General features: G+C 71.4%; 18 protein-coding genes. 6 read left to right on the forward strand and 12 right to left on the reverse strand.

Going from position 1 to position 22,822, the window contains the following annotated elements; genetic code table 11:
• The first annotated feature begins 36 nt into the window (after window positions 1–36).
• On the forward strand, window positions 37–684 hold the full coding sequence (locus OG226_RS19075) for a hypothetical protein (RefSeq protein WP_329349548.1): 648 nt from the start codon (window positions 37–39) through the stop codon (window positions 682–684).
• On the opposite strand, the gene OG226_RS19080 is transcribed toward OG226_RS19075, so the two are convergent.
• Window positions 647–1,471, reverse strand: coding sequence for a COG4705 family protein (locus OG226_RS19080; RefSeq protein WP_329349549.1), 825 nt, complete (start codon window positions 1,469–1,471; stop codon window positions 647–649). The genes OG226_RS19075 and OG226_RS19080 overlap by 38 nt on opposite strands.
• A gap of 118 nt (window positions 1,472–1,589) precedes the next feature.
• Here OG226_RS19080 and OG226_RS19085 point away from each other — a divergent pair, with 118 nt between their 5' ends.
• Together OG226_RS19085 and OG226_RS19090 are read left to right on the forward strand one after the other, a co-directional pair.
• Window positions 1,590–2,252: a response regulator transcription factor gene (locus OG226_RS19085; protein ID WP_328679381.1), complete on the forward strand. Its 663-nt coding sequence runs from the start codon at window positions 1,590–1,592 to the stop codon at window positions 2,250–2,252.
• Between the two features lie 685 nt (window positions 2,253–2,937).
• Window positions 2,938–4,329 carry an ATP-binding protein gene (locus OG226_RS19090; RefSeq protein WP_328679382.1) on the forward strand — a complete coding sequence of 464 codons (1,392 nt, stop codon included), beginning with the start codon at window positions 2,938–2,940 and terminating at the stop codon, window positions 4,327–4,329.
• A gap of 13 nt (window positions 4,330–4,342) precedes the next feature.
• Here OG226_RS19090 and OG226_RS19095 read toward each other — a convergent pair whose 3' ends face one another.
• The 4 genes from OG226_RS19095 to OG226_RS19115 all read right to left on the reverse strand — a co-directional run bounded on the left by OG226_RS19095 (window position 4,343) and on the right by OG226_RS19115 (window position 8,488).
• Entirely contained in the window at window positions 4,343–5,134 is a 792-nt protein-coding gene (locus OG226_RS19095) for a COG4705 family protein (protein WP_328679383.1), read from the reverse strand.
• Window positions 5,135–5,366: 232 nt separating this feature from the next.
• Window positions 5,367–6,071, reverse strand: a complete 705-nt coding sequence (locus OG226_RS19100; RefSeq protein ID WP_329349550.1) for a polysaccharide deacetylase family protein — start codon at window positions 6,069–6,071, stop codon at window positions 5,367–5,369.
• Between the two features lie 39 nt (window positions 6,072–6,110).
• On the reverse strand, window positions 6,111–7,085 hold the full coding sequence (locus OG226_RS19105) for a glycoside hydrolase family 11 protein (RefSeq protein WP_328679385.1): 975 nt from the start codon (window positions 7,083–7,085) through the stop codon (window positions 6,111–6,113).
• Window positions 7,086–7,873: 788 nt separating this feature from the next.
• Window positions 7,874–8,488, reverse strand: a complete 615-nt coding sequence (locus OG226_RS19115) for a TetR/AcrR family transcriptional regulator C-terminal domain-containing protein (protein WP_329349551.1) — start codon at window positions 8,486–8,488, stop codon at window positions 7,874–7,876.
• Window positions 8,489–8,546: 58 nt separating this feature from the next.
• Between OG226_RS19115 and OG226_RS19120 the strand changes: the two genes are divergently transcribed.
• Both OG226_RS19120 and OG226_RS19125 read left to right on the forward strand, forming a co-directional pair.
• Window positions 8,547–10,070, forward strand: a complete 1,524-nt coding sequence (locus OG226_RS19120; protein ID WP_328679387.1) for an FAD-dependent monooxygenase — start codon at window positions 8,547–8,549, stop codon at window positions 10,068–10,070.
• Between the two features lie 15 nt (window positions 10,071–10,085).
• Window positions 10,086–10,841 carry an SDR family oxidoreductase gene (locus OG226_RS19125; protein WP_329349552.1) on the forward strand — a complete coding sequence of 252 codons (756 nt, stop codon included), beginning with the start codon at window positions 10,086–10,088 and terminating at the stop codon, window positions 10,839–10,841.
• A gap of 84 nt (window positions 10,842–10,925) precedes the next feature.
• Here OG226_RS19125 and OG226_RS19130 read toward each other — a convergent pair whose 3' ends face one another.
• The gene (locus tag OG226_RS19130; protein ID WP_329349553.1) at window positions 10,926–12,527 is read right to left on the reverse strand and encodes a hypothetical protein; all 1,602 of its coding nucleotides are present in this window, start codon (window positions 12,525–12,527) and stop codon (window positions 10,926–10,928) included.
• A gap of 192 nt (window positions 12,528–12,719) precedes the next feature.
• Between OG226_RS19130 and OG226_RS19135 the strand changes: the two genes are divergently transcribed.
• Complete coding sequence (locus OG226_RS19135) at window positions 12,720–15,665, forward strand: AfsR/SARP family transcriptional regulator (protein WP_329349554.1); 2,946 nt, start codon at window positions 12,720–12,722, stop codon at window positions 15,663–15,665.
• A gap of 108 nt (window positions 15,666–15,773) precedes the next feature.
• On the opposite strand, the gene OG226_RS19140 is transcribed toward OG226_RS19135, so the two are convergent.
• From OG226_RS19140 to OG226_RS19165, 6 genes are all read right to left on the reverse strand, one after another.
• Window positions 15,774–17,372 carry a glycosyl hydrolase gene (locus tag OG226_RS19140; protein ID WP_329349555.1) on the reverse strand — a complete coding sequence of 533 codons (1,599 nt, stop codon included), beginning with the start codon at window positions 17,370–17,372 and terminating at the stop codon, window positions 15,774–15,776.
• A gap of 129 nt (window positions 17,373–17,501) precedes the next feature.
• Complete coding sequence (locus OG226_RS19145) at window positions 17,502–18,713, reverse strand: hypothetical protein (RefSeq protein WP_329349556.1); 1,212 nt, start codon at window positions 18,711–18,713, stop codon at window positions 17,502–17,504.
• 64 nt (window positions 18,714–18,777) lie between these two features.
• A complete protein-coding gene (locus tag OG226_RS19150) occupies window positions 18,778–19,017 on the reverse strand; it encodes a hypothetical protein (RefSeq protein WP_328679396.1) in 240 nt (79 codons plus the stop codon).
• A 591-nt stretch (window positions 19,018–19,608) separates the two neighbouring features.
• A complete protein-coding gene (locus tag OG226_RS19155; protein WP_329349557.1) occupies window positions 19,609–20,676 on the reverse strand; it encodes a hypothetical protein in 1,068 nt (355 codons plus the stop codon).
• Between the two features lie 385 nt (window positions 20,677–21,061).
• Window positions 21,062–21,424 (reverse strand): DUF4913 domain-containing protein, encoded by a 363-nt coding sequence (locus tag OG226_RS19160; protein ID WP_329353434.1) that lies wholly within the window; start codon window positions 21,422–21,424, stop codon window positions 21,062–21,064.
• Between the two features lie 223 nt (window positions 21,425–21,647).
• The gene (locus tag OG226_RS19165; protein ID WP_329349558.1) at window positions 21,648–22,682 is read right to left on the reverse strand and encodes a C40 family peptidase; all 1,035 of its coding nucleotides are present in this window, start codon (window positions 22,680–22,682) and stop codon (window positions 21,648–21,650) included.
• Between the last annotated feature and the right edge of the window lie 140 nt (window positions 22,683–22,822).

Genomic DNA, 22,822 nt, shown 5'->3' on the forward strand with positions numbered 1-22,822 from the left:
GCCGGGATTGTCGGTGGCGGCTGCTTCCATGAGGTCATGAGCACCGTGTACGAGGCCGCCACCCTCCTCCCCGACCCCGCTGAACTCCGCACCCTTCTCAGGGCGTTGGCGGTCCTGGAAGCCGCGATCGGCGACGATCCGCGGTACTGCGCGTACACCTTCCACGCCGACTGGGGACCGGACCAGGAGGCGGCCCTGATGGGCAACGGCTCGGGGGACGACTTCTCCGTCCACTTCACCCCGGCCGGCGTGCTCATCCGCGGCTTCGACCACGAGTCGGCGATGAGCCCGTACGGGACGGACGACGAGGAGGTCTGGCCCGGTGTCATCGACGAAGTGCCCGCCGCGCCAAGGCCGTTGCTGGACGACCCGGCCTGCCGCGACGAGGGCATCGACGCCCCTCGCGTCACCGTCTGCCTGTGGCGCGAGACCGGCGACACCGCGTGGCGCACCGGCTCCGCCATCGACTTCCCCGCGGGCAACGGGGACCCGGACGGCTCCGGCTTCCTCCTCCACCTCCTCACCGACCGCTCCCCGGAGACGGTCCAGGCCCACTTCGCGGACTACTACGAGCGCCCCGTCCCGCTCGACGCCGTCCGCCACGTCCTCGCCGGACACCCCGTGACCCCGGCGATCGCGGCGGCGCTCAGGCCGTCCGTCGAGCGGCACCCGCGCGGTCGATGACGTCTCTGCGGGTCACCGCGAGATACACCACCAGGCCGAGGACGACCGCCAGGAACAGCGCGCTCGTGACGACGGTGCCGAAGCCGAGGCCGCCGTCGCCGGTCGGCTGGGAGAGGTAGTCGCCGATCGAGGCGCCCAGCGGACGGGTGAGGACGTACGCGATCCAGAAGCCGCGCACCGCGTCCAGGCCGAGGGCGAAGTGGGCGACCGCGACCGCCCCGATGGCCAGGGCGAACAGGACCGCGGAGAGCCGGTAGCCGAGGTTCATGCGCTCGGAGACCAGGTCACCGGCGGCGGTGCCCAGTGCGAAGGTGAACAGCACGGCGAGCCAGTAGTAGGCCTCGCGGCCGGTGGTGTCGATGCTGTGGATGGACAGCGTCCCCTCGCGCCGGTACCAGACCACGAACACGGCCACGAGGGCGACGGCGAACACCGCGGTGCTCGTCTCCAGCGGTACTCCCATGTTGTCGGTCAGGTTGTCGCTGATGAGCGTCCCCACGACGCTGATCAGCGCCACGGCGAGCCAGTAGACGCCGGCGCGGTAGGCGGTCGTACGGAACTGGACCACCAGCACCACCGCCAGCAGCCCGCTCATGAGCACCGACACACCGGTCAGGCCCAGGCCGGCCTTCTCGTTCAGGAGATCGGCCGCGGTCTCGCCGACGGTCGTGCACAGCACCTTGATGATCCAGAAGTAGGCGGTGACCTCGGGCACCTTGTTCCAGCGCGGCGGGTGTGCGACGCCGGTCGGGCCGGGCGTAGAGGTCTCGGATGTCTCGTATGTCATGGGGCCCGACCGTGCCATCGGGCGCCTGAACGCATCCTGACCGTCGCGTGGCGCGCTTCCGTCCCGGGATCGTCTACAGTGCCGTAGACCGTCTACAGGATTGTAGTCGAGGAGGACCATGCGCCGGACGATCCTGGTCGTCGAGGACGATCACGCCCTGCGGGACGTGCTGATGCGCGGGCTGCGCGACGAGGACTACGACACCGTCCCCGCGCCGGACGGCGCCACCGCCCTGCGCCTGGCCACCGCCGGTGTCTCCGCCGCCGTGCTCGACATCGGGCTGCCCGACGCCGACGGGCGGGACGTGTGCCAGGCGATGCGGGCGAACGGGTTCCTCTCCCCGGTCATCTTCCTCAGCGCGCACCACCGGCTGCCCGACCGGCTGTCCGCGTTCTCGGCCGGGGGCGACGACTACCTGCCCAAGCCGTTCCACCTCGCGGAACTCGCGGCCCGGCTGCGGGCGGCCCTCAAGCGGGCGGCGCCGGCGCCCGCCGCCACGGCGGGAGACCTGGTGCTGGACGCCGTCCGGCACACGGTCGACGTCCGGGACACCCGGGTCGACCTGACCCCGACGGAGTTCCGGCTCCTGGCCACGCTCATGGCGGCCTCCGGCGGCATCGTCAGCCGCCGCGAACTGGTCCGCGCGGGCTGGCCCGAAGGCGCCCGGGTCCACGACAACACCCTCGACCAGTACCTGACCCGCCTGCGCCGCAAACTCCGCGAGGCGAGCAGCACCCGGACGATCGGCACGGCCCGCGGGGTCGGCCACCGGCTGTCATGAACGGGGTTGGTCCGTCCCGACTCCCGACTCCCGGCTCCCGGCTCCCGGCTCCCGGCTCCCGGCTCCCGGCTCCCGGCTCCCGGCTCCCGGCTCCCGGCTCCCGGCTCCCGGCTCCCGGCTCCCGGCTCCCGGCTCCCGGCTCCCGGCTCCCGGCTCCCGGCTCCCGGCTCCCGGCTGCGGGCTGCGGGCTGCGGGCTGCGGGCTGCGGGCTGCGGGCTGCGGGCTGCGGGCTGCGGGCTGCGGGGAACGTCGTCCGGGGTCGTTCGGTTTCCCGCGTGGCGCGCGGCGGGATCGGCGGTGCCGTCATGAGCGCGGCCCGACATCGGCAGCGGGTTCCCCTGAGCGCCACCCTCCGGCATCTGCCGCCCTACACACCCCTCACGATCGGCAGCCACCCGTCATGAGCAACCCCCCGCACAAGCCCCCGCGTTCCGCGACCGCCCTCCACCACGACCCGGCACCCGGCACCGTGCGCAGCACCGGCGACCGCCCGTCATGAGCGATACCCGGCACCGGCCGCGGGCCACCCTCGCTGCCGCCCTCCGCCGCCTGCTACTCCGCGCACCCCTCACCATCGGCGACCGCCCGTCATGAGCGACCCCCGACACCGGCCGCGGGCCACCCTCGCTGCCGCCCTCCGCCGCCTGCTACTCCGCGCACCCCTCACCATCGGCGACCACCCGTCATGAGCGACCCCCGGTACCGACCCCCAGCCACCGTCACCGTCGCCCTTCGCCGCCTCGCGCCCCGCACCCTCCGCGGCCGGCTCTCCCTCGTCGCGCTGTTCACGGCCGCGTTGCTGATGCTGGTGCTCACCGTGGCGTTCAACTCCGTGGCCGGGCACCGGCTTCGGCATCAGGCCGACGACGAGCTGCGCACCCGTGCCGCCGCCGTCGCGACGACCGTCGACACCAGCGGTGCGACGGTGCGGGTGCTGGAGACGTCCCACGACGACCTCCTCGACGCCAACGTCTGGATCTACTCCGGCCGGCGCCTGCTCGAACAGCCGCCGGCCGCGGGCCCGTTGACCCGCGTCGCCGGCGCACTCGCCGTGCGGGGCGGACGGCGGTGCGTGACCGCCACGGTCCACCGCCCGCTCCGCCTGTGCTCCCACCCGGTACCCGGAGCCGGCGGCCGGGCCACGGTGGTGACCGCGCTGGACCTCTCCCCCTACCGGAGTTCGGCCGACACCCTGCTCCTGGGTTCGCTCGCGCTGGACGTCGTCATGCTCGCCTGCACCTACGTCCTGACCCGGCTGGCAGTCGGCCGCGCGCTGCGCCCCGTCCGCACGATGACCGACCAGGCCACCCGGTGGAGCGCGACCGCCTCCGAGGAACGGTTCGACAGCATGCGGCATCCGGCCGAACTCGCCCGGCTCGGCGGGTCGTTGGACGCCCTGCTGGACCGTATCCGCACCCTTCTGCGCCACGAACGCCAGCTCACCGGCGAGCTCTCGCACGAGCTGCGCACACCCTTGAGCCGGATCATCGCCGAGCTCGACTGGTGGCGGGCCCGCCCCCGCACGGCCGGTCAGACCCGTGCCACCCACCAGGTCATCGCGGACGCCGCCGAGTCGATGCGCGCCATCTGCGACACCCTCCTGGACGACGCCCGCGACGGCACCCTCACCGCGCCGGGCACGGCCGAGGTCCTGTCCGTAGTGCGCGGCCTGGCCGAAGTCCCGTACGCACCGGGGCACTTGACGATCACCGTGACCGGACCGCACCTCGTGGCCGGGGTACCGCCCGCCCTTCTCGAACGCATCGTCAGTCCGCTCCTCGGCAACGCCTGCCGCTACGCCGTATCCGTCGTCACCGTCCGCGCGTACCGCGCCCCCGACGGCACACCGGACGGCGTACGCGTCGACATCGTGGACGACGGCCCCGGCGTACCGCCCGCGTTCGCCGGGCGGCTCTTCGAGCCCGGCCGTCGCGCGGATCCCGGCGACGGCCACGGCGGTGCGGGCCTCGGGCTGCCGCTGGCGCGCCGCCTGGCCCGCTCCGCAGGCGGTGAGGTGACGTACGACGCCGGGTTCGCCCCCGGCGCGCGGTTCGTGGTCGATCTGCCCGCCGGATGACGGTGCCGCGCGCTCACGCCACGGCGTCGTGCCGGATGTCCTTGCGGGAGACGGCGAGATAGCCGACGAAGCCGAGGATGGCCACCGTCCAGGACAGGGTGACGGGGCCAAGTCCCCAGGCGAGACCGCCCCGTTGGTGGCCGACGGCCATCCAGTCGGCGACCGACGCACCGAGCGGGCGGGTGAGGACGTACGCCGCCCAGAACGCGGCCACCGCGTTCAGGCTGCCCCACCGGTGCGCGAGTGCCGGCACCGCGATCGCCGCGCCGTACAGGACGGCGGAGCCCAGGTAGCCGAGGCCGATCGTGGCGGTCAGGTCCCCACAGGCCGTGCCCAGCGCGAAGGTGGCGAGCACGGCGGCCCAGTAGAAGGCCTCGCGACGCCGGGTGTGGATGCTGTGGATCGACAGGGTGCCCTCGCCGCGGTACCAGAGGGTGAAGACGGCGGCCAGGACGACCATGAAGAACGGTGTCGAGAGCGCGTACGGCACACCGAGGCCGACATGCAGGACGTCGGCGGCCATCGTGCCGAACACGCTGACCATGACGATCGCGGTCCAGTAGACCCAGGCCACGTACCGCCGTACGGCGAACTGCGCCGCCAGGGCGGCCACCAGGGCGATGCCGCCCAGGCCGACGGCGGGGATCGGGCCGAACGCGTGGGCCAGGAAGTCGGAGGCCGTCTCCCCCATGCCCGTCGTCAGCACCTTGATGATCCAGAAGTAGACGGTCACCTCCGGCACCTTGCTCGCCGCGTGCCGGATGCGGCGCGAGGGCCGGTCGTGAGTGAGGTGATCAGTCGTCATGGCAGGCACGATGGCACGCTGTCCGAGGGTTGCCCCAGACCCCTTTGCCAGAGCTTTGGGGCTTCCTGTGCATGAGTTGCCCGAGGCCCCTCCGAGCCTGAACACAACCTGAAAGCGGTGGCCAACGCGCTGGTCAGGGGCGTGTGTTGAGTGCTACACGCGGCGCGGCAGCGAAGGCCGCCGCGCCGCGTGGACGGTGTTCCCGACGGAACCCGCCGACGCCGCCGCGGACCTATCCGGGAGCGACGGCGCGACCCGTCGTCGGCGAGATCATCCCGGCGCACAGACCGCGGGCGGCCAGCCCCTGTGCGATCCGTGGGATCGCCGCGACCGTGTTGGCGGGCCAGTCGTGCATGAGGATGATCTGGCCGTTGGTGAGCCGGGCCGCCGTCGCGACGATCGCGTCGGTGCTCGCGCCGTTCCAGTCCTGCGAGTCGACGTCCCAGATGATCTCTTTCAGACCGTACTTGGCCTCTACGGCCTTCACCGTCGCGTTGGTCTCGCCGTACGGCGGGCGGAACAGCCTGGGCGTACCGCCGCCCGCGGCCGCGATGGCCTGCTGGGTCCGGGAGATCTCCGAGTCGACCGTCGCCTGGGTCTGCTGGGTCAGGTGCGGGTGGGTGTAGCTGTGGTTGCCGACCCACATACCGGCGGCGACCTCCGCCCTGACCTGTGCCGGGTACGCGGCGGCGTACTGGCCCTCGTTGAACGTCGTGGCCCGAAGGCCGTTCTGCTTCAGGGCGTTGAGCAGGGTGGGTGTGTTGCCGGACGGGCCGTCGTCGAAGGTGAGCCCGACGTAGCCGCCGCAAGTGGCGGCCTGCGCGGGGGTGTTCGCGCCGACGGCGAGGGTGCCCGCAGCGGCCAGGGCGATGACGGCCGGCGTGGCGACCAGGGATCGCAGGGAACGTAACGCGAAGAAGTGCGGTGCGGATCTCATGTGAAGTGGTCCTCCGGCTTTGGGAGTTGGGGGGGGCGGTCAGCTCGCCGTGCAGGAGACCGTGGGCCAGGTCCAGTTGCCGTTGGGCTGGATGGTGACGCCCCAACTGTTGCCGCTGCCGTTGGGTTTCGCGGTCAGCACCTGTGAACTCGGGTAAGTGGCCGCGGTGTTCCAGGTGGAGAGGACCTTCGCGGAGGACGGGACGTTCATCGTCACGGTCCAGTCGCTGGAGCCGCTCACCGCGACGTTGAGGTTGTAGCGGTCGCTCCACTGCTGACCGGCCGACAGGGTCGCCGTGCAGCCGCTGGTGCCGCCGCCCGAACTCGTGCCGCCCAGCGTGATGTTGGAGTTCCCGCTGCTCTGGTAGCCCTCGGTCGCGAGGATCATGTAGTAGCTGAAGCTGCCGAGCGGCATTCCGGCGCGGGCCCAGGCGTCGAAGTGGTTGCCCGTGGTGATGGTGCCGCCGGTTCGCTTCGTCTGCCGGACGCTCCAGTACTGGTCGAAGGTCTTCGTGCCCTCCACCGAAGGGGCGTTGTAGCGCGTCGTCTTGTAGATGTCGTACGTGCCGCCGTCGCTGGTGACGGTGCCCTTGTACGTGCCCGTGGGCCGGTAGGTGCCCCAGTTGTCGACGATGTAGTACTCGACGAGCGGGTTCGACGTCCAGCCGTAGAGCGACAGGTAGCCGTTGCCGGACGGGTTGAAGGTGCCCGAGTAGGTCACGTTCCGGCGGGCGCCGGTGCTCCAGCCCTTGCCGGCGACGAAGTTGCCGGTGTTGCTCCACGTGGTGCTGTAGTTGCCGCCGGAGCCGAGGTTCATGGACACGGAGCCCTGGGAGTCGGTCCAGAACGAGTAGTAGTAGCCGTTGTTGGTGCCGGTCTGGTTCGTGGTGACGGTCGTGTCGGCGCTGGCGGTGCCGGGCAGGGTCATCGCCGCCAGGAGTGCCAGCAGCAGGGTGCAGACGCCGCTGACCAACAGCCTGAAGGGCCGCAGTGGGGGTGCGGGTGCTTTGTTCATGCGGGTGCTTCCTCCTCGTCCTCTCACATCACGGTCACGACGGCGTCAGTGTTGGTCTGGCCCTGTCAACTGTCAATAGTTTCGGTTACGAGTACGAAATATTCGAGGCTCGCCAACGCGCGTCAATTCGCCGAACTTCCCAGCTCAAAGCGTAATTGAACGATTCACGCCAGAAATTCGCCCATGGATCGCCGACAATCAAGATCCGGCCGTCGAATGTTTTCGCCCGAATGTTTCGAAGAATCCACCGATCATGCGAACCGTCATCCCACCGGTCCCGTGCGGGTGCTCGCGCCGCCGGATCAAGTGGCGCGCGGAAAAGAGGTGTTCGCGGCGACCGATCCCGCCGTCGCCACCTGAGTTGCACCTGGCTCCAGTTGACCCGCGACCACCCCGAACCGGCCGCACCCTTCCGCGCATCCGTCGCGGAACTCGGCATCCCGCTCCAGCACGGCACGCACGACGCCCCGCACCGGGAGAACCCCAGCCCCGCGGTCCACGTCCCGCCCCCGCCGGGCAGCACCGCACGCCTGGCGACCGGTTCGGAGAACATCGGGGCGTCCACCTGGTGCCCACCCCTGCGGTACGGCGGTGTCACCGCGATCGCCGAAGTCCCCATGCGGGCGGGCGACTTGGCCAAGGACCTGGCCCTGAACATCCTCGCCCGCCGCCAACCCGCCCACTCGGCAGGGTTTTCGCTACGGCCGCTGAGGGCGCTTCGCCGAACGCATGACGGACCCGCACCCACACACCCGCACCCGCACCCGCACCCGCACCTGAACGCCCCCTCACCGCCGCCCGGCAAGCAGCGCAGTCACCCCGAACTCGTACCGCTCCTCGAACGACGCCGGGGCGAGATGCCCGGCCACCCGGTGGAGCGCGGGATGGGTCGTCTCCGAGATCGCGCGCGCCAGGATGTCGCCCAACGGCCGGTGATCCACGGCCTGTTCCTCCTGGGTGAGTCCGAGGGCGAAGTAGACGACGGCCCACGAGGTCCATGCGGCCTCGCGGTCGCCCAGGCCGCATGCGAGCAGCGCCTCGACCAGGGCCTCAGCGAAGGCCAGGGTCATGGGCTCGGCGGCGTAGGTGCCGACGACGAGTGCAGCGCCGTCGCGATGGGAGAGCAGGGCGCGGCGGAACCGGCGGGCCAGTTCGTGGGCCCGTTCGGCGGGGATGTCCGGGAGATCGGTGAGCGGAATCTCGCCGAGTACGGCGTCCGCCATCAGCTCCAGCATCCGGGCCTTGGTCTTCACATGCCACTGCACGGTGTTGATCCGCACGCCGAGCCGGTCGGCGACCGCGCGCGTGGACACCGCGTCCAGGCCCTTCTCGTCGAGGAGGTCGAGCCCTGCGCGGATCACCGTGGCCGGATCCAGTCGGTCGCTCTGTTGCTTGTTGGTCACTGACCTAGTTTACTTCACCCGAAGACTCTAGGTCAGCGACCAAGAAATGGGTGATCTCATGGCAGCGCAGCAGGTGGGGACAGGGCGGGCGGGAGCGCAGCGGGCGGAGACAGCGCAGGTCGTCATCTCCGGAGGCGGCCCCGTGGGCCTCTGGCTGGCCGCCGAACTCCGGCTGAACGGCATCTCCGTCACCGTCCTGGAACTCCGCACGGAGATCGACAACCGCTCCAAGGCGCTCACCGTGCACCCGCGCGGCGTCGAGGTGCTGGCCTCGCGCGGCATCCACCGGCGCTTCCTCGACGAGAGCCTGAAGATCTCCACCGGCCACTTCGCGAACCTGTCCAACCGGCTCGACTTCTCCGTCATGGACACCCCGTTCCCGTACACCCTCTTCATCCCCCAGGCCCGCACCGAGGCGCTCTTCGAGGAGTACGCCCGCGGGCTCGGCGCGACGATCCGGCGCGGGCATCGCGTCACCGGCTTCACCGAGCACGCGGACTCGGTGACCGTCCGGGTCGAGGGGCCTGAGGGGCCGTACGAGATCGGGGCGGAGTACGTCGCGGGCTGCGACGGCACGCGGAGCACCGTGCGCGAGGCGGCCGGGATCGAGTTCCCCGGCACGGAGTCGCGCTATCTCGGCTGGCTCGGTGACGTCCTGTTCGACAACCCGCCGGCGCCCGGCTTCAACCGCTTCACCGAGCGCGGCGGCCTGATGATCGTGCCGCTGCCCGACAACCGCTGGCGCATCGCCGGGACCAGCCCCGACAGCGAGACCGACGAATGGCCCGGCGACCTCACGATGGACGAACTGCGGCAGAAGGTCGTCCACATCGCCGGTGACGACTTCGGCATGCGCGACCCGTCCTGGCTCTCCCGCTACGGCAACGCCACCCGGCTCGCCTCCCACTACCGGCGTGGCCGCGTCGTCCTCGCGGGCGACGCGGCGCACCAGCACTACCCGACCGGCGGCGTCGGCATGAACGTCGGTTTCCAGGACGCCTTCAACCTCGGCTGGAAGCTGGCCGCGACGATCGACGGCTGGGCCTCGGACGGCCTGCTGGACAGCTACCACACCGACCGTCACCCGATCGGCGAGCAGCTGATGGAGCACAGCCGCGCGCAGACCTACCTGTTCCACGCCTTCACGCCCGAGGGCCTCGCCCTGCGCGACCTGCTGAGCCGGATGGTCCCCGAGTCACGGGAGTTCAGCGACGTGCTGGCCGGCCGCCTGACCGCCCTCGACGTCGCCTACCCGAGCCCCGACCCCGCGGCCCACCCGGTGACCGGCACCCGCGCCCCCGACCTCCCCCTCCCCAGCACCGACAGCACCCTGTTCGGCGCGCTGCGGGCGGACTCGTACGTCCTGCTCGACCTGACGGCGGAGGGCGCGCTGGCGGACCGCGCCCAGGAGCGGATCACCGTCCACGCCGGTTCGCCCGACCGGACCCGGCCCGCGTGGGCGGACGTACGCGCCGCCCTGATCCGCCCCGACGGACACGTCACCCGGGCGTGGACGGAGGAGGACGACACGAAGCTCGCGGCGCGGGTGGACGCGGTCATCGCCACGGCCCTGGGCCGCTAGAAAGGAACCGGACTCATGGACCTCGGACTGAAGAACAGGGTGTACGTCGTCACCGGCGGCACCCGCGGACTGGGCTACGCCGTCGCCCGCGAACTGGTCGCCGACGGCGCCAAGGTACTCGTCACCGGCCGCGACGAGAAGCGCGCGGCGGAGGCGGCGGCCGAGCTGGGCCCGAACGCGGCCGGAGTCGCCGTGGACAACTCCGACCCGCGAGCGCCGCACCAACTGATCGCCACCGCAAGGGAGTTGTACGGCGGCTTCGACGGCATCCTCGTCAGCGTCGGCGGCCCGCCGGCCGGCGACGTGGCGGCCACCACCGACGCACAGTGGCAGGCGGCCTTCGAGTCGGTGTTCCTGGGCGCGGTACGGCTGGCCCGAACGGCCGCGGCGGAGTTGGGAGTTGGGGGTGCGATCGGCTTCGTCCTCTCCGGCACGGCCTACGAACCGGCCCCCGGCATGGCCGTCTCCAACGGCCTGCGCCCCGGCCTGGCCGGCTTCGCCAAGTCGCTGGCCGACGAACTGGGCCCCCGTGGCATCCGCGTCGTAGGCGTCCTCCCGGGCCGCATCGCCACGGACCGCATGCGCGAACTGGACGGCCTCGCCCCCGACCTCGACACCAGGCGGGCCGGCAACGAGTCGGCGATTCCGCTGGGGCGGTACGGAGCGCCGGAGGAGTTCGGGCGCGTGGGGGCCTTCGTGCTGTCGCCGGCGGCCTCCTACGTCACCGGGGTGATGGTGTCGGTGGACGGCGGGGCTCGGCGGGGGTTCTGAGACCGGTCGGCCGTGGGGCGCGGGGCGCCTGCTCGGTGCCCCGCGCCCCCATGGCCGTAGCTCACGCGGTGGTGTTTCGGCCGCTCACATCCAGAGCTTGACGGCTTCGAGCCAGCGGGTGTTCTCCAGGGTGCCGCCGAAGATGTAGCCGGGGCGCGGCTGGGCGCAGTCCGCACTGCCCCAGTCGTAGCCGTGGACGATGGCGGACCGGCAGACCTGGCCGCTGCCGATGTTGATGGCGAAGCCCGTCATGTAGGGGGCGCCCGACTTCGTGCTGCCGATGTAGTTGTTCTTGCCGTCGCCCATGACGGCCGTCCACTGCGGTTCCCACTTGCCCTGGCCACTGGTCGACTTGGCGTCGTGCACGAAGGCGTTGGCGGCCGAGCCGCCACCGCCGTACACCGCGATGTTGAGGGCCTGGATCGGATGGGTGCCGCTCGTCGTTCCGGCGAGCGTGCCGTCGCAGACGGGCTTCTGCCAGCCCTGTCCGGAGAGGTACGCGCGGTAGCAGATGTGCCGCCCGGACGGGTCGCTCCGGTGGAGCCGGTTCACCGCGGTGGCGGCGGTGTCCTGCGCGGGCTTCGCGGTCACGGTGGCGCGCGGCGGCTTCGCGGTCACGGTGACGGTGACCCCGGCCAGTCCTCCTGTCCCGCCTCCCGTCCCTCCCCCGCCCTTCGTGGCCTTCGCGCCCTTCGAGGTCTTCGGTTCGGCCGACGACGAGGTGGCCGTCGCGCTGGACGACGGGAGCAGTGCGCTCGCGGACGCGGAGTCGGTCGGCGCCGCCTCCTCGGCCAGCGGAGTCCCGCTCGTCTCGGCGCCGGAACGGGCGGTCTGCTTCTGGCGCCCCCCGTCGTCCGACGCGCCACTGCCCAGGATCACCAGCGGAACGATGACGAGAGCGGCCACGGCGAGGGCCATCGGCCCGACGACCAGGGGCTTGTGGAGCAGACCGGGCGACTCGTACTCGTCGTCCGACTGGCGCGATCCGTTCCCCGGGGCGACCTTCAGGCTCGGACGGACGACGGGCGAGGGCGGAGGTGGGGGCGGCCCCGCGAGCCGACGCTCCCTCTCCTGCTCCAGCGTGTACGCCTCGACGTCGAAGGGGTCGTCACCGTCGTCGCGGTCGCCATCACCGTCGTCATCGACGTGGTCGAGGTCGTCGCCGCGGTCGTCCGCACGGCCGTCGGGGTCGTCGGGGTCATCGAGATCGTCGTCGTCTCCGGAAGGGCCGGCACCCGCCATCGGTGCATACGGCTCCGGGCGTACGGTCTGTTCGGCAGGCCCGGCATCTCCCAGTGGGGGCCGGACGGGTCCCAACTCCCGTGCCGGTTGCTGCGGTTGCCCCTCCTGCTCCAGGAGGCTGCTCGAACCGTCGGGAGCGACCTCGACGAACGCCACGTACCCCGCGGCGGGATCGGAGATGGTCGCCGTCACGGTGGTGTTCCGGTCCCGGGCGTATCCGTGCAGTCTGTCGAGGATCGCGGCGTCGACCGCCTCCCCCTCCCCGACCGGTACGGGTTCGCCGTCGATGGCGGCCGAGCCGTCTCCGGAGATGACCACCGTGTGGCGTGGCGCCGGCTCGGACGGCTCCTCGGCGGATTCCGGTTTGCTGAGCTCCACCGGCTCCCCGGACACGGCGTGGTCGTCCCCCGCGATCGGTTCGTCCGTCTCTTCACCCCGGCTCATGGCTCTTCCTTTCTGACGTTTCCCGGCCGAATCGGCTCCGGCCGGGAACGGCGTGACGGTCCCCGGGTAGCGCAACGGGTGCCGTACGGGAACGGTTCAATTCCTCGGTCACGGGCCCGCATCGATCGAACAGAAAGTCCCACACTCCGTCAGTGGCCTTGTGCTGTAAGGCTGTTGAGTACAGTCCGGGGCGTGAACGGCTACGAGCACACCCTGCGTTTCGCCGTGCTGGGTCCGGTCCGGGCATGGCGCGGTGAACACGAACTGGACCTCGGTTCGCCACAGCAGCGGTCGGTCCTGGCCACGCTGCTGCTGCGGCGGGGACACGCTGTCGCACTCGCCGAACTCCTCGACGCGGTCTGGGGCGAGGAGCAGCCGCCGGCCGCCGTGTCCGTCCTGCGGACCTACGTGTCGCGGCTCCGCAAGGTCCTGGAACCGGACCGTGAGGCGGACGACCCCCCGGGGGTGGTCGTGTCGGTCGGAGACGGATATCTGGTCCGCCTGCCGGCGGACGGCCTGGATCTCGCCGTGTTCGAGCGGCGCGTCGCGGAGGCGCAGCGGCTGCGCGCCGCCGGGCGGCCGTCCGCCGCCGCGGAGCTGCTGCGCGTGGCACTCGGCGGGTGGCAGGGAGCGGCACTGGCGGGACTCCCCGGCCCGCTGGCCGCGTCCGAGGGCTCCCGGCTGGACGAGGAGCGACTGACCGCGCTGGAGACCTGGCTGGACATCGAGGTCGACCACGGACGCCACAGCGAAGTGATCGCCGAACTGGTCTCGTTGACCGGCAGGTACCCGCTGCGGGAGCAGTTGTGCCGACTGCTCATGCTGGCGCTCTACCGGTCCGGGAGGCAGGCCGAGGCGCTGGCGGCCTACCGCGGTGCGCGCGGCACCTTGGTGGCCGAGCTGGGCATCGAACCCGGTACGGCGCTGCGGGACCTGCACGACCGCATACTGGCGGCCGACGCGACCCTGGACCCCGGCCCGCCCGGGCGGACACCTCAGCCGACGGAGCCGGACTCCCCGGTGCCACCGGCCTCCCCGGTGCCACCGGCCTCCCCGGCCGTCGTGCACGCGGCCCACCCCGCACAACTGCCCGCCGATCTCCCGACGTTCGTCGGCCGGTGCGCCGAACTCGACCGGGCCCGAGCCCTGTTGCCGGAGCGGGGCGGTGCCCCGGCCACGGTGGTGATCAGCGCGATCGGCGGTATGGCCGGCATCGGCAAGACCACCCTGGCCGTGCACTGGGCACACGAGGTCGCCGACCGCTTCCCCGACGGACAGCTCTACGTCAATCTGCGCGGCTTCGATCCGACCGGCTCGCTCGTGACGCCGGACGAGGCCATCCGCGCCTTCCTCGGCGCGCTCGGCGTCCCCCCGATGCGGATCCCCTCCGGCCTCGACGCCCAGACCGCGCTGTACCGCAGCATGCTCGCCCGGCGGCGGATGCTGGTTCTCCTCGACAACGCCCGTGACACCGACCAGGCCCGGCCGCTGCTGCCCGGCTCCCCCGGCTGCCTGGTCATCGTGACCAGCCGCAACCGGCTCACCGGCCTGGTCGCCGGCGAAGGGGCGCATCCGCTGACCCTGGACCAGCTGACGCCCGACGAGGCGCACGGCCTCCTGGCGCGCCGGCTCGGCACCGCCCGGCCGGCGGCCGAACCGCGGGCGGCGGACGAGATCATCACGCGGTGCGCCCGGCTGCCGCTGGCGCTGGCCATCGTCGCCGCCCATGCCGTGGCCCACCCCGGCTTCCCGCTGAGTGCCATCGCCGAGGAACTGCGCGACAGCCACGGCAGCCTCGACGCCTTCGCCTCCGGCGACGACATCACCACGGACGTACGGGCCGTCTTCTCCTGGTCGTACAAAGCGGTGTCCGCTCCGGCCGCGCGCATGTTCCATCTGCTGGGCCTGCACTCCGGACCCGACATCTCCGCGCCCGCCGCGGCCGCCCTCGCCGGGCTCCCGGTGCGGGAGACCCGCGGTCTGCTCGTCGAGCTCACCCGCGCCCACCTGCTCACCGAACACTTCCCGGGCCGCTACACCCTGCACGACCTGCTCCGCGTCTACGCCGCCGAACGCGTCCGCGCCGAGGAGACGGCGGAGGAGCGGGAGCGGGCCGTGGAGCGGCTGCTCGCCTGGTATCTGCACACGGCCGACGCCGCCTACCCGCACATCACCCCGCAGCGTCGCCGGATCCCGCTCGAACCGCTGCCGGCCCTGTGCCGCCCGCTGGAGTTCACGACGCACGACCAGGCCCTGGACTGGTGCGAGACCGAACGGGCCAACCTCGTCACCGCCGTGCACCAGGCGGCCGGGTCCGGCCGGCCGGGCGTCGCCTGGCGACTGCCCGCCGTCCTGTGGGGGTTCTTCTACCTGCGCAGCCACACGCACGACTGGGTGGACACCACACAGGCGGGTCTGGCCGCCGCCCGCGCGGACAGGGACCGCTGGGGCGAGGCGCAGGGCCTCGCGGACCTGGCCGCCGCGCTGCGCGGCTCGGGCCGGCTCATCGAGGCCGCCGACCAGTTCCGCCTGGCGATGGTCGCCTACCGGGAGCTCGGGGACGCCGATGCCAGGGCGTCGGCCGTGACCAATCTGGGCGACACCTACCTGGAGGCCGGCCGGCTCGACAAGGCCGTCGAGTACATCCGCCGGGGGCTGGCGGTCGAGCAGCTCATCGGCGGCGCCTGGGGGAAGGGGATCTCCCTGTCCAACCTGGGCGACGTCTACCAGCGGCTCGGCCGGTTCGACGAGGCCGTCGACTGCCTGGAGCAGGCGTTGGACCTCCTGCGGACCAACGGCAACCGCTGGGTCGAGGGCGTCACCCTCGACATCCTGGGCACGGTCCATCGCCGGCTCGATCGCCACGACGACGCCGTCGAGTACTACCACCAGGCGCTCAAGACACACCGGGACATCGGCAACCGGTGGGGAGAGGGCCACACCCTGGGCAACCTCGGTGACGCCCAACTGGCCGCCGGTGAACCGGAGTCCGCCCGTGACAGCTGGCGGCAGGCACTGGCGATCTTCTCGGAGTTCGACCACCGGGACGCCGCGAAGATCCGCTGGCGCCTCGACCGGCTGGCGGACGGTCCGCCGCACACCGGCGTGCGGCGGGCTGTGTCGGAGCAGGCCGTCTGACGTGAGCCTCCGGCCAGTCACGGCCTGACCGTGCCCCCGGGGGGGCGGGTACACGGCCAGGCCGCACCCGTACAACGGGCGGGAGACGCGGACGGTTCAACCCCGTGGTCAGCTCGCGTCGTGGTAGATCCGGCCGCTGGCGTTGGCGGTCGTCCCGTCGTAGAGGCCGGTCGGGCTGGTCCGCGTGGAGAGCGTGAACCACGCGTAGCGCTCCACGAAGTCCAGGCTGTCCAGCATCTTCGTCGACGACGTGATGAAGTCGGTCTGCTCCTGCTCGCTCGGGTAGCGGGGGGTGGCCTGGGAGAAGTCGATGAGGCCGTACTCGGTCAGCCAGATCGGCTTGTGGTAGCGGTCCCAGACGGCCTGCAGATAGCCGCGCAGCTGGTCGGCGGCGCCGGGGCCGAAGTCGGCGCCGTACCAGTGCACGGGGATGAAGTCGACCCGCAGACCGCGGTCGCCCGCTCCCTTCATGAAGCGGTCCAGCCAGCCGCCGTCCACGTCGGCGCCTGCGGACACCGCGGGCGCGCCCAGCCGCAGCCCGGTGGACTCCAGCCGGGGCCACAGGTCGAGGGCCTGCTCGGGGGTCATCTTCGACTGCCCGCCGTTGTCGGGCTCGTTGAAGCCGAGCAGTTCCTTGCTGCCGCCCTGGGTCGCGGCGCCCAGTTCGGCGTCGGTGACGGAGCCGGGCCCCCAGATCATCGGCACGTAGTCGACACCGTCCGGCTTGGTGACCGCTCCGGTGGAGGACGCCCAGTTGAAGTACCAGGACGCGCCGGACTCGGCCAGCGCCTGGGAGGCGCCGTCGACGGGATTGAGGCTGACGCCCTTGCGGGCCGGGGCGGCGGTGGTGACGGGTTGCTGGGTGGCGGGGGCGGGGGCGGGCTGGGCGACGGTGCCGGGGTCGGCCGGGGCGGTGCTGCCGGTTCCGAAGGCGACGGTCAGGCCGCTGCACCTGGTGCACTGGTACATGACCTTGTTGCCCGGTTCGGCGTCCTGCTTGGACCAGGCGTACGCCGTGGGGCACTTCTGGTTGATCATGTCGCTGTACGGGGTCTTCGCGTCCCGGTTCGGATTGACGCACACCAGCGGCTGCCCGGTGCCCGGGTCCTTGGTCAGGTCCTCGGCCGGGCAGCCGGACAGCAGGTCCTCGGCACAGCCCGCCACCGCGCACTCGCCGCTCGCGGGCGGCGTCACGTCGTTCGGCGTGATGGTGACGGGCGCGGCGACGGCGTCGACGTAGCTGACGTCGTACCAGGGAGCCGGCGAGTCGGCCGGGTCGAAGTTGAACTCGGCGAGCCCGGTGGGCTGTTGACCGAGGGAACAGTGGTCGACGTAGGGTCCGCAGTCGCCCACGGCGCAGTGGAACGTGCTCCCGTCGTCACCGCCGCACCCCTGACGGGCGAAGAGGGTGCCGCGCCAGTGCCCGGCGCCCTCGTGCTCCGGGACGGTGATCGTGGCGGACTGGCCCGGGTCCAGCGTCGGCAGCCCGGTGAGTGCGGCCGAACCGTCGGCGTTGACCTCGCTGCCGACCCAGATACGGCTGTCGGTGCGGTTCTGCAGGGTGACGGTGTGGTCGGCGATGTCCGCGGCCGGCGTTCCGTCGATGTTCGTGCCGCTGGAGCGGTGGGTCTGGAGGGCTACGGCGGTGCCGGAGACTCCGACGATGACCAGGAGCAGGGCGAGGAGGAGTGAGGTGCGTCTGCGCATGGAGCGTGCCTCTCCGTCGGGACTGCGCGATGGGGGCCAGGATTCTGGATTCGGGGGGCGACGATCAGTTGTCGCCGCCGCTGCACGACGGATGGGGGTGGGGAATGGTTCAGGGGGGTGAGGACGTATTTACCGTCTGCGGACGGCCCTCGGCCGGCCACCGTTGTCGGCGCTGTTCTGCCGAACTGGGTTCGGAGAATGCGGGCGTGACGGATCGTCACCCGTGCTCGGGGTCGGTGAAGGGCTACCGAGGAAGGAGCGATCGTTGGCGATGTCCAGGCCCGCGGAGCTGAGCAGGGGCGACGCCTGATGGGTCGAGTGGCCGGGGGTGGTGAACGCCATGCCGATTTCGTCCGACAGGGACGACGGCGCTCCCAGGGGCCAGTCCGTACGGCCGGTGTGATCGACCGGCTGGAGCGGGGTCAACTGTGCGGCGCTCGCCCTGAGCGCTCTCTCCGTCTCGGCCACGTTGAAGCCATGGGCGTCGTGTTCCTCGCCCGGTCTCGGACTCACGGTGGCGTCACGCCGTCGTCGGGCCGCGTCGGCGGAGTGGGCGTCGAGAGGATCGTTGGCGCGCGGATCCTGGAAACTCGGCTGCGGCGATGGCTCCGGTGACGGCACCCGTGCTGGACTCGGTAAGGGCGCCCGGCGCTCCCGGAGTTGCCGGACTTCCTCGCTCTGTTGTCGGCGGAGTGCCGCGGCCTGTCGTTCTTTGATGTCAGCGGCCTGGATCGCGTCGACGATCATGGCCTTTTCCTGTGCCTCCAGCCGGAGGGCGTCGTGCGGCCTTTCCCGAAACGACTCCCGCTCCTGCGCGTTGGCGACGGACTGCCACACCAGGGGCATAGTGGCGCGGGATTCCTGGAACGCCTTCATCAGTCTGGCGTTCTCGGGTCTCCTCAGCTCACTCAGGACCGTGTCCTCGAAGGCCCAGCGTTCCGTGTCAGAGAGCAGGCCGATCTGCTTCTCGATGCGGTCCATACGCCGGAGCAGTGCCTGGGACTCCTGCGTGAGCACCGGCCGCTGTTCGGGCGGCGGCCCCTGCGCCTGCTCGCCCCCGCCTTGCCCCTGCGGGCCCTGGCCGGTCCCCTGTCCACCGCCGGGTGCCGCACCTCCGTCGCCCGACCCCGACCGTGACCGGCCCCAGATGCGATCCAGGGCGCTCCGCAGGAGGCCCCACATCTCCTCGAAGATGTCCGGTTCCGGTGGGCCCGCCGCACGGACCCTCGGCCCGCCGAGCAGCTTGGACTGGGTCTTCAGCAGGTCTCGCGCCAGTCCCGTCCGGGACCTCGTCCTGGTCAGCCGCCTCCGGCCCTGGGAAGCAGTGTTGTCGAATGCCACGTTGCCCCGCTTTCGAGTCGGAGGTGCTGACGCGGGTCACAACGGGTCACCGGGGACGAACGGTTCAACGCCCGGCAGCCACCGTGTCGAGGTAGGGGCGGGCCCGACCCGTCGTAGCCACCCGCTCGAATCCCGTCGGCAACGGCAGCAGACCGGAAGGCAGCGGGGACCCGGGAAGCCGCGGGGCGGTGCCGACCCGTCGCGGCAGGTCCTGACGGGCATAACACCCGTCCGCGTCCGACGCGGGCGGACGCCGCTTCAACAGACCCTGCGCCGCGAACCGCCATGTATGGACAGCGGACATGTGCGTACCTCCCCGACCTGCCGGCTGTGATCCGTAGGCTGGACGCCGACGCCGGTTCGGGAAGCACAACGGATCGCGTACGTCCGGGGGTTCAGCGCCGGCAGCCCGTGTCCGGGAGAAGCCGGCAAGGCGCCCCACCCGACTCGCGACGGCAGCGGTCTGCCGCCGGCCCCGCCCACCCGGGCGGGTGGTGAACGCCGGGACTCCGCCCGAGCCGTACGGATCCCATACGACCAGCGGAACCCGTCGGCTCACCCTGGACGGGGAACGCGCCGACCGGAGCGGACACGGGCTGAAGGGCCCGGGCACACGGAACCCAGCCGAGGCGAGGTCGAACGGGGGCGCCGGGGTTACGCCCCGGGCTCGCGGCCGACATCGCTCCGTATCCGGCTGCGGACGAGGTTCACAGACCCTTCGGCACTGTGAACGCAGCGGACCGGTGTGACGTTTCACCCGCGCCGGAGGCTGCTCTCGGCGGGTAAGGGCGGGCGCCCGGTGATCGTGATGTCGGCCGGTCCGGGACGGGCCGATTCGGACCACCGGGCGCCTTTCCTCAACCCGTACGGATCTTGCTACCGAGAGGCAGCGACCTCACCTGGCGAACCGCGTGACAGGCGCATGTTCCGTCGGCGTGCCAGGCCGCGCCCCATGATGCTGCTCGGCATGCTCCGGGCCCCTGACGATGTCCGGGCTGTAGTGCCCCGCCCCCGCCCCGCTGTCGTACTGGTGGCCGTACTGCTGGTCGTACGGGTTGACGTACCCGCTGTCGTACTGCTGGTCGTACTGGCTGCCGTAGTACGGGTCCCGTGACGTCACGGTCGAGGCGCCGTAATCCGCCGCCGTCGAGTACGCGGGCGCTGTGAGAGACGGCATGGCCGAGTACGACGTCGTGTACGCGGGCGCTGTCACCGTCGAGGCGCCAAAACTCGCCCCCGTCGTGTACGCGCCCGACGTCGCCGCGATCGTGGGCATGTACTCCGCCGTCGATACCGGCGTGAAGTAGTCCGGCCTTTCCTGGCCCGGCGACGTGTAGCCCGGCGACGCGAAGTCCTGGTTCAGGCCGGTAATGCTGGGGTGCTGTTGATTGAGCGGCAGGTTCATCGAGTAGTTGGGCATCGTGAACGTCGGTGCCGGCGCCTCGACCCTCTTGATGCCGGAGCCTGTTACCGCGCCGAAGGTCGCCCCTGCCGTAAGGCCATCCTGCACGCCTTCAGGCACCCAGGGCACTTGGGCGACCGCACCGACAAATCCCGAGAAAGCGTTGACAGCCTCGCCGATGTACGGCTTCCCCTCTTGCCGATTCTGGTTCGCCTTGTAGCCGTCGATCACCGCGCGCGAACCAGCACCAACCGCGGTCATGGTATTTCCTACAACGGGATACCCCGCCTTCTTTACGACCTGGCCCGCTGCGGCCAACCCTTCAGGGGCGCTGGGTCCGATGGCCTTAGCGGCGGCCTTGGCCCACTTGAGCCAGGTCTTGTTGCTTTCGGCCATCCACTTGTTGGCCGATTGGGACCACCGCTGGACGGCCCATTCGCCATTCCTGCTCTGCGAGGCGGCGTAGAGCTGCGTCTCGCCAGTCGCCTGCTCTTCGATCTGGAAGAGCGTGTTACGCCGGTTGTTGGGGGGCGGCGTGGGGCCACTTACTTCCCCCGCCAAGCTTTGGACCGAGTGCCTGAGCTCCGACGTCCTCCGTCCGCGACTGTCCCGACCTGCCACTGTCTGAGAAGTTACGCTGAACTTGCGGTACCCGGATATGGATGAACTCCTACCGGCGTCGTCTTCTCCAGCCATTCGTGGATCTCCTTGTGTGGAGTGGAAGACCTGCCTTGCAGAGAGCACAACGGGACCGGAACGCGGACGGTTCACCGGACATCGAACGGATCACCCCCAGGATCGTCGAGGCGGGCGTGGGCGAGAAAATGCCACAGGTAGGAGGTGTCCGCGGCGGAGGGGCAGCGGTTCACCACGTTTGTGCCGAACCGCGGGTCGGCGCGACACCATGCGCACACCGACTCGACAGGTGGGGTGATCGTGGCCTTCGTCAGGCCGGTGGGGGCACCGGCCCGAAGGGGTCGACGGCCGCGACGGTGGGCGATTCCTTCGGGCGGTGCGTATTGGGCTTGCAGCCGGCGAAGGGGCCCTGGGGGGCCCGCAGGTGGTCCAGGACGTTGTACAGGTAGTCCCGGTGCCAGTTGGCGGGTCCGGTCATCGTGGAGCCGGGGCCGGTCAGGTCACCCCAGGCGAGCCAGAGGCCGTGCAGGAGAGCCACCGCTTCGGGGTGCTCCCACCAGCGGGCGCACCAGGGTGCCGCGGACGTGACTTCCCTGCCGTAGACCGGCAGCAGCACGTGGTGAGTCCACAGGGTCAGTTGACGCAGTGAGTGCGCGTAGGCCGACCCCTCCATGTAGAGGATGAACTGCGGCGGAGTCGGAGGCTTCTTCTCTTCGGCGGTCGGCACTTCCGGCTCGGCCTCAGGCCGCCGTCGTTCAAAAGACGCGTCCCGCTCCGCCCCGGCGGCCCGAGGCGGCTTCTCCGTCGGCATGGTTGACATGACTCTCCCGCTGTCGCTCGGCAGTTGTGCTGCGCCCCCGCTCACGCAGCACAACGGAGGCCACCCCGCCGCCGGTTCAAGCATCCGGCCGTACCACCCCCAATATCCGCATCGAAGCCGCCGGCGACACATACACGTACCGCCCCGGCCGAGGCGCCGAGATGATGTTCCCGCCCCCGACGTAGATCGCCACATGGCTCGCGTCGGAGAAGTAGACGATCAGGTCCCCGGGCCGCATGTCCTCGACGGGGACGTGCTTCAGCTGGGCCCACTGCATCTCCGACGTGCGGGGGATGGTGATGCCCGCCGCCAGCCACGCCCGGCTCGTGAGGCCGGAGCAGTCGTAGGAGTCGGGTCCCTCGGCGCCCCAGACGTACGGCTTGCCGATCTGTTCGACGGCGAAGGCGATGGCCTTCTGACCGGCGGTCGTCGCGTCGGTGCCGACCTTCCTGAGGATGCCCGTGCTCTCCCACTTCGCCTGGGCCCGGTCGGCGTCCCGCTTCTCCAGGTCGGCGAGGCGGGCCCGCTCCTTCGCAGCCAGCGAGGACTCCAACGCCCGCGCCCCGGCGATGTGTTGCTCGATCGTCCGGCGCTGTGTCGCCATCGCGCGCCGGCTCGCCCGCAGCCGCGTCAGTTCGGCCGTCGCCTCGTCCGTGCGGGTGCGCAGGGACGCCTTCGTCGTCTTCAGGTCCGTCAGGAGGTTCTGCGTGTTCTGCTGGGCCTGGAGCGCCAACCCGGCGTTGTCCAGGGCCCGTCCGGGGTCGCTGGCCAGCGCGAACTGGAGCTCGGCGGGCACTCCGCCGCCGCGGTATTGGGCCCTGGCCGCCGCTCCGGCAAGGGAGTTGAGGCGGGTCAGCTTCGCCTCGGCCGCGCGGACCTGGGAGTCGAGTGAACCGACACGCTTCTGCTGGGCCGTCACCCTGCCGTCGGCCGCGTCGTACTTGTCGGTCGCCACCTCCGCCTGGTGGTACAGGCTCTCCAGCTTGTGCTGTACCTCGGTGAGGGTCTGGGGGTCGGCCTGGGCGCCCTGTTGGCTCGCCGCCGTCAGGGCGCAGGCCAGGGCGACGGCTGCCGCCGCCCGGTGGCCGTGTGTGCGCGGGGGCCGTCTCATCTGGGCCGAAGCTCCCTTCGTACGCATCGGTGAGGATGCGTAGGCACAACGGGCGCCACCCGTACGGCGGTTCAGTGAAGACGCGACGGCGTGCACCCGTGCCGGGGCGCGGGCGTGAACCCGTGGCGCGTGGCAGACGT

This window comes from Streptomyces sp. NBC_01261, assembly GCF_036226385.1.
Lineage (GTDB): Bacteria > Actinomycetota > Actinomycetes > Streptomycetales > Streptomycetaceae > Streptomyces.